3 protein-coding genes are annotated in these 5,066 nt (G+C 51.0%); all 3 read right to left on the reverse strand.

Translation table 11 applies throughout. The annotated features are described in order from the left end of the window. On the reverse strand, positions 1–401 hold a 401-nt coding region (locus tag NW835_RS08045), incomplete at its 3' end, for a class I SAM-dependent methyltransferase (protein ID WP_414415001.1). 15 nt (positions 402–416) lie between these two features. Continuing rightward, positions 417–3,365, reverse strand: a complete 2,949-nt coding sequence (locus NW835_RS08050; protein WP_414415002.1) for a tetratricopeptide repeat protein — start codon at positions 3,363–3,365, stop codon at positions 417–419. Positions 3,366–3,510: 145 nt separating this feature from the next. Then, positions 3,511–5,066: Ig-like domain-containing protein (locus tag NW835_RS08055; RefSeq protein WP_414415003.1), on the reverse strand; the 1,556-nt coding region annotated here is incomplete at its 5' end.

The raw sequence follows: 5,066 nt of genomic DNA on the forward strand, positions 1-5,066 counted from the left end.
GTTTTGAGTAAATGAGTTAAATTCTCAATGGTATATCCATATTTATGAAAGTCATACTGATCGACCTGGCCACCATAGAACATACTAATGATGCACACCAGTTGATCATAGGAAAGATCGTCCTTTAGAAGAACTCTAGATAGCGCTTTTAGGTTGGGCACAGAGATATATAATCTTCCTCCTTTCTTCAGTACCCGATACCACTCTGTCAAAGCTACCTTTGCCTCTCGATAATCAAAGTGCTCAAGAACATGTGAGGCGTATATCTGATCTACGCTTTCACTTTCAAATAAGCTGAGGTCAATTGCGTTTGCGACGTAGTCGACTTCAGGCGAGGGCAAAACGTCAAGTATTTTCCAGTCAGGATGTGGCTCTCTACCACCAATATGTAGATTAAACATGCTTACCCGTTGCTCCTAGCTAACCATCTTAGTAAGTTTAGCCAAGTTTGGATGCTTGCGAAACTTAAATGGCAAATCTGTGAACCTAATTCTACCTTTCCTATCTTGGCAGTACTGTTCCCATATCTGGGTATATGCCTTCTCTAAAAAAGCTGTAAATCTCTTTCCGTCAAGAAGGGGAGACAAACAGAGACGCTCTCGCATAGTCCTTCTCATCCAGACCAGAAGCTCTATATCTTCGGACAGCGTTGAGGCAATACGAACATAATCTTCCTCTGTCTGTGCAATTAGCTCTGGCAAGTCTACTGTTTTTAAGATTGACACACCAACTCTGGAGACATGTGCTGAGCCCTCCAGCGTTATTACCGGAACTCCCATCCATAATGTCTCACAGGTTGTCGTTGTTCCGTTGTAGGGGAACGGATCTAGGGCAATGTCCACCTCTCCATAGGCTGCGTAGTGCTCAGCAAAGCCCTGTCTACCATATTCAAGCTTAACTCGCTCTTCCGAAATGCCGTGGCTTCCAATTCTTTGCAGGAAGATCTTACAGGTGCTCTCATCTCTATACCGCTGATTCTTTAAGTGTAAAACTGAGTTGGGTACCGCCTTTAGTATCGTTGCCCACAACTTAATTACTCGGGGGGTAATTTTGGAAGGGTTGTTGCAGCACCCAAAGGTGATAAAGCCATTCTTAACCACAGGTGGATCCGTGACCTCAGGTGCCTCCCGAGAAGGCTTATAGCAGAGAAAGCTATGGGGCATTCTTATCAGCTTCTCGGTATTCAAGCCATCAGTTACGTCATAGGGATCTGCGAAGCTGTCCGTTATTCTATAGTCCACGACGGTCATACCGGTGGTGTCAGGATAGCCGAGGTAGGTAACTTGTACAGGTGCAGGACGGAGAGCCATTACGTGTACTCTTGTACCGCCAGTGTGCCCGCTTAGATCCACCAGAATATCAATTTGATCTTCTCTGATTAGCCTTGCAACTTTCTCGTCGCTCAGTTTACTGATATCTCTCCATCCTGTCGCCCATGCAGAGAGCTGCTCAGTTACCATGTCAGGTTGATCAACATTTGAGTAGCAATAAATCTGGTAGTTTTCTTGATTGTGGTTATCATAGATTGAACTCATGAAAAAGTGTACCGAATGCAATCGAAAATCACCTGACAGGTAGCCGATCTTAAGTGGCCTTTGAGTGGTTCGCAAGTTTGTGTAGGGCTTCCAGTAACTTTGATATTGGCTTTGGTAGCGAATACCCCACCGTTGATGCTCCAAGAATGTTTCTAGAGGATCAAAGTTCTCTGAGTAATGCGAGACCATAAGGATATTTGACATCGCACCCGCAAAGTCAGGAGCGATCTCGAGAGCTTTCCTATAGCTAGCCAGTGCTTCACGTAATCTGCATTGCTCTAGATAAGCACCGCCTAGATTTTGGTAAGCCACGGCGAAGTTTGGCTTTCTTTCAATGGCCAGTAGATAATTATCTATGGCCTCCTGAGTTCGGGATAGCTTGGCCAGGGTCAAGCCTTTGTAGAAGTATGCATCAGCTAATTCAGGCTTGAGCCTTATGGCCTCCTGTAGATGTTCTAAAGCATCATCGTACTTTTTCTGCTCAAAGAGTCTAGCTCCGATGTTGCAGTAAACTTCTGCAAAGTCTGGGGAAAGCTCCGCAGCTCTATGAAAAGCAAAGTCTGCTTCCTCTTTCTTCCCCAATAACTGGTAGGCAAGACCCAAGTTATTGTAGGCTCGGGCAGATGTTGGATCTAGGTTAATTGCTTGTTCAAGGCATCGAACTGCCTTTTCACCCATAGCAAGATCTAAGTAGTAGCATCCCAGGCTATGCCAATACTCTGATTCCCCTGGATTTAGCTCAATAGCAAGACATATATGATGCTTGGCTAGGTGCAACCGCTTTTCTGTCCTGTAAAGAACACCCAGATTGTGGTGAGCTTCGGCGTACCCTGGATCCAAAGAAATGGCGACTTGAAAGCAATCTCTTGCAGCTTGAATAGCTTGGTATCGATCCTCAAGATTTTTTTTGCTTTCTAGATTTAGCTCCTGAACGGCTATCTCTGTTGCAGCTTGGGGTTGGATCTTTCGGCTCAGAGCTGCCCCTAGATTGTTATAAGCCTTTGCATAGTTCGGATTGATCTCTATAGCCTTCTTATAGTGCTCCATCTCTTTATCTTCTTGGCCGACCTCACCGTATACTCTACCCAGGTTCAAGTGAGTGACAGCAGAGGGCTCGATCATCAAAGCTTTCTGAAAAGCAGTGATTGAGTCTTCATAGCGTCCCAGTTCTACTAGCAATAAACCTAGTTTGTTTTGCAAGTCGGCACTAGTCGAAAATAGGGGCTCTATTTGCTTTGCGTGTCGAATAGCTTGCTCCTTATCTCCAGATAGAGAAAAGGCATCAATTAACTGAAGATGAGCTTCAAGGTAGTCTGGCTGATCCTTTACTGCTTTCTTTAGGATGCCGATAGCACTATTTACCTGGCCTAACTTTAGTAGTACCTGTCCGAGAAAGTATGCTGCCTCAAACTGTTGCGGATCCAGCTCCAGAACCTTCAGAAAAGCTTTCTCTGCTTCATCCCAGCGCTCAAGCTGGATAAGGGCCAGACCTAAGTTAAAGTTTGCATTAAGGCTTTCTGGATCTATTTGGATGGCTTGTTGATAGCACTCTATTGCCCTTTCGGGTCGGTTTAGCTTCTCGTAAGCCACACCTAAGTTAGTGTAAAGCGATGCCGACCTTTGACCAAGGCTGACACACCTTTCCAGCCATTCCACAGATTTGACGTATTGTTCCTGCTGATAGGCCAGTATGCCCAAATACTGAATGGCATCAGGCTGGTTAGGCTCTAAGCTTAAGATCTCCAGGTAGCATTTCTCAGCTTGATCCAGCTCACCCGAGCGATGATGGCGAAATGCTCGCTCTAGGAGCTCTTGAATCTCGGTTCTCATATCTCCAAGCCTTGACTGCAACGATTCTATCAGATGAATTTGTAGATTTAGCGGCCTAGGAAAATGGGCAGGCTCTCAAGACCTGCCCACTTCCTGTATTTGGCCGCTCCTGGACTACAGAGGCAGCCTAGATTTAGAGGCGCCGCTAGCGCGGGATGGAGAAAGTGATATCCAGACGCGGACCACGAGCAGTGGTGATGGGCGAACCACCCGTGCCCGTAGCCGGCTCGCGGTCGAACTCGGCGCGGCAGACCCCGTTGGCTCCCTGGCTGATTTCGAAGCCAGCATTGGGAGCAGTGCGGGTGAAGGGCGTCACCGTAGTGGTGGCAGAGGCCGTGACCGAGCCGGTGACCGTCACCGTTTCGGAGCGGGTTTCAGAGCCAACGACCGTGCCTGTGGCCGCAAAGGTCACCGTTGCGCTGGCTACCGAGGTAAAGCCAAGGCCCGCTGTAATAAATTGAGCGGCAGTGAAGCTAACAGTTCCACTGACAGTGAAGGAAAAGGATTCAGTTCTACCATCTGCTACTGTCCTTCCTGCCGTAGCCGTGCCAGAGACACTGGCAGTGGCCCCGACGCTCTGTGTAAACGGCGTCGTCACCCCACCGGTGATGGTGTTGGATACCGTGGCACTCGCCGCACCCGTAACGACAAACGTCTGCGTCGCCGTCACGTTGAAACGCTGCGTCGCCGTCACAATCCCCGTCGTCGTCACCGACGTCGTTCCCGTAGTCACCAAAAAGACCGGAGCTGCCTGGTTGTTCCACACTTCCTTGGCGCACTGCAGCCGCACCTGGTAGAAGCGCGTGCCCGACACCGACCGCTGCACACCCGGCTGCACATCCGCCGTCCGCGGCCCCGCCGACACATCCCCACCCAACACGTTGCCGTTGATGCTCAACGCAATGAAGCTGGGCGTGGAAGCCGGCGCAAAAAAGTCGCTGGAAACCACGTTGTTGGGCGCACCCAGAGTGACTTCCTGGAACACCACGTTGTTGGCCGGCAGGTTGTGCGGCGTCGGATCCAGGAAGAAAAAGCCGCGCCCCGTATCGCCAAAGTCTCCAATCTGCGCCGAGTCGTTGGAGGGCAACTGCACCAGCGTCAACTGCGCAGATTGCACCGCGGCGTTGGCCGGAATGCTGTCGGGAATCGAGAAGGAGAGCACCGCACGGTAGTCGGTGTAAACCCCCACCGGCAGGTTCTCCGCTACCCCACTGCGGCGAATGCCATACCCCACCGGCACCACGTTCGGGCTGGAGAATACCTGCCCGTTGGGCGTCACCGCCGCCAGTTGCGTCGGCAGCAGGCTAATCGGGCCGCCAGTAGCCGCCACGTTGCCGGTGGTGAAGGTGGCCACAAAGTCTTCGGCCAGGCTGCGGCCCGAAGCAAACAGATCCGGCACCGCCCGCGAAATGGTGACCCGATAGACAGAGTCGTTGCTCAGGGGTGTGCGGAAGGTGACGGTGACTTGGGTGCGGTCGGAGTTGAAGGCCAGATCCCGAGGCGGTACCGCTCCGGCTTGGGGCGCCACCGAGGTGATGCTCAGGGCTTGAGTCAAGGGAGCCTCGCGCACCGGCTCGCTGAAGCGAATGGTAATCGAGGTGGTGATGGCAACGTTGGTGGAGCCATCCGAGGGGCTGATGCTGATAACACGTCCCACCGGCGTAGGCGTGGGTGTAGGGGTGGGCGGCGGTGGGACGTGTT

The organism is Synechococcus sp. OH2 (genome assembly GCF_047462155.1).
In the GTDB taxonomy this organism is placed as follows: domain Bacteria; phylum Cyanobacteriota; class Cyanobacteriia; order Thermostichales; family Thermostichaceae; genus Thermostichus.